Origin of the sequence: Haloferula sp. (assembly GCF_049672945.1) — a bacterium.
Taxonomy (GTDB): Bacteria; Verrucomicrobiota; Verrucomicrobiia; order Verrucomicrobiales; family Akkermansiaceae; genus Haloferula.
The window spans coordinates 1-2,068 of the sequence record NZ_JBATWY010000069.1; the positions used below are offsets into that span (position 1 = coordinate 1).

The 2,068-nt window shown below is 61.3% G+C and carries 2 protein-coding genes; both read left to right on the forward strand.

The annotated features are described in order from the left end of the window. On the forward strand, positions 1-527 hold a 527-nt coding region (locus tag WBG04_RS05805; protein ID WP_424313436.1), incomplete at its 5' end, for a hypothetical protein. Positions 528-530: 3 nt separating this feature from the next. Continuing rightward, a partial coding sequence (locus WBG04_RS05810; RefSeq protein WP_424313437.1) for a PDZ domain-containing protein occupies positions 531-2,068 on the forward strand: 1,538 nt, incomplete at its 3' end.

A 2,068-nucleotide genomic window follows, 5' to 3' on the forward strand; every position in this document is an offset into this window, starting at 1 on the left:
GTGAGTTAATGAAAGACAATCAGCCTCACCGTGCCCGCGCCGTCTGCCATCACCTGCTGCTGCTCGACCCCTTCTACCCCGAGGCCCGCAACCTGATGGCGGAAATTCGCGAGCGAATCGGCGACCCCGCCGCTCCGGGTTCGCGCTACCTTAAGCTGCGGCCCGACCAGATCGCAATCATTGCGGCAGCCGCTTGGATCGTCGGATTTCTCCTCATTGCCGTGCGCATTCTAATAAAACGCTTTCCACGCTGGCCGGCGATCACCGCCTTCTTGGTGGCGGCCGTCGCCATCAGTTCGGCGTTCCTGCGCCACTCGCTTGCCTACGCCCCCGGCCGCTACATGGTCGCCGTCCAGGAAGTCGTACTTGAAGTCGCTCCCGGACGCTTCGCCCAGGAACGCGCGCCACTGAGGTCTGGCGAAATCATCGCCCCACTTCCCGCTGAAGCTGAGGCCACCCACCTCCAACTTCAGCTCGGCGACGAGGTTTACTTCGTGCCCGCCGAATCGCTCGAACCCGTCTGGTAATCCATGATCCGCATCTTCGCCATCGCCATCCTCACCCTGAGCCAATCCTTCGCCGCTTCCATTCCGCCGGAATCGATGCAGGCGGTCCGGGAACATGTGGTGCTGGTCGGTCGCGTCGGACGCGAAATACTCCGATCCGGCGTGCTACTCGGCGAGGGCGACCTTGTCCTCACACCAAAGATCTCACCCGTCGATGAGCAGCCTGCCGATTATCTCATTCTCCTAGACGATGGCCGCATTATCCCTGCCGAGACGCTCGAAAACGCGGACGACGCCACCTTTGAAATTCTCAAGCTGCCCGAACCGGTCGGCCCCGGACTAAAGGCTCTCAAGTTTCCAGACGATGCAGAGCCCTCACCACCCTTCCTCTCGGCGAGCGTACCCCTTTCCCTGCTGGAAGATGAGCCAGTCCAAATCCACCTCGCCCGCACTCCGAAACCTGACGATGAAAAAGAGGCGACCGACGAAGATGAAACCAGCGAAGAGGATCAAAAGGCCGACCCGTATCTCCTCGATCTCGCACTGACCCGAGGAGGACATCCGCTTTTCGACTTCACCGGAAATCTCGTTGCCCTCACCACTTCCTTCGATGAGGAGACACAGAGCATTTCATGGCTCGCGCTCGACGACGCCCTGCGAGACTGCCCGGAAGCCATGGAGCTTCTCACCGAAGCCGGTCCCGCCTCGAGCGCAAGCGCCATCGAAGCTCCCGCCGATATTGCCACCCCCGCTTGGCTGGTGCCAATCGTCAACGGGGACACCGATGACACCGGCGGAACTCACGCCGTCGTCATCGACTCATCGGGCTTGCTTCTCAGCAAGGCGTCTGATCTTGGCAACAAACTCACAACTCGAATCGGTGACGAGGATCTTCCCGTCGCCCTGCTCGCCACCGATGAGACCACGGATCTCGCCTTGCTCGCGGTGGCCAAGGACGGTCTCGAAGTCATTCCGTGGAGCGACACGCCGCCGATTCCCGGCAGTATCGTCCACGCTCCGGTGATCACCCCCTGCGAACCTAACAAGCGCATGCTGCTGCACGGCACCATGAGCCACACGCTTCCCACGCACCCGATGTCACCACCCGTTTACTGGAGTGCTGAGCAGGTTACCTCGCTCGGAATCCTGCTGGAACAGACAAAAATGCAGCCACGCATCGTCCGTTTACTCGACAAGAGCCCAGCCGCAGCGGCTGGAGCGCAGGTTGGCGATCTCTTGGAAACCCTTGATGGAAAACCACTACCCCACCGCGCCGCGCTTCGTGAGCTTCTGAGCCAGCACAAGGTCGGCGATCAGGTTTCACTGGCCATCAAGCGGGGTGATGAATCGCTCGATCTGAAAGTAAAACTCGGTGCTGCCCGTCTTCGCGCTCCCGGCCTCACTGAGGGCAAGCTTTCAGAAGTCCCCACCTTCCAGGGCCTGCCCAATCTCCGCCGCTCCGGGTTCCCGGAAACCTGGGTGCACGACGCGCCGCTCGCTCCATGGCAGATGGGCACAGCACTCGTCGATGACGATGGCCACGCCCTCGGCATCAACATCGC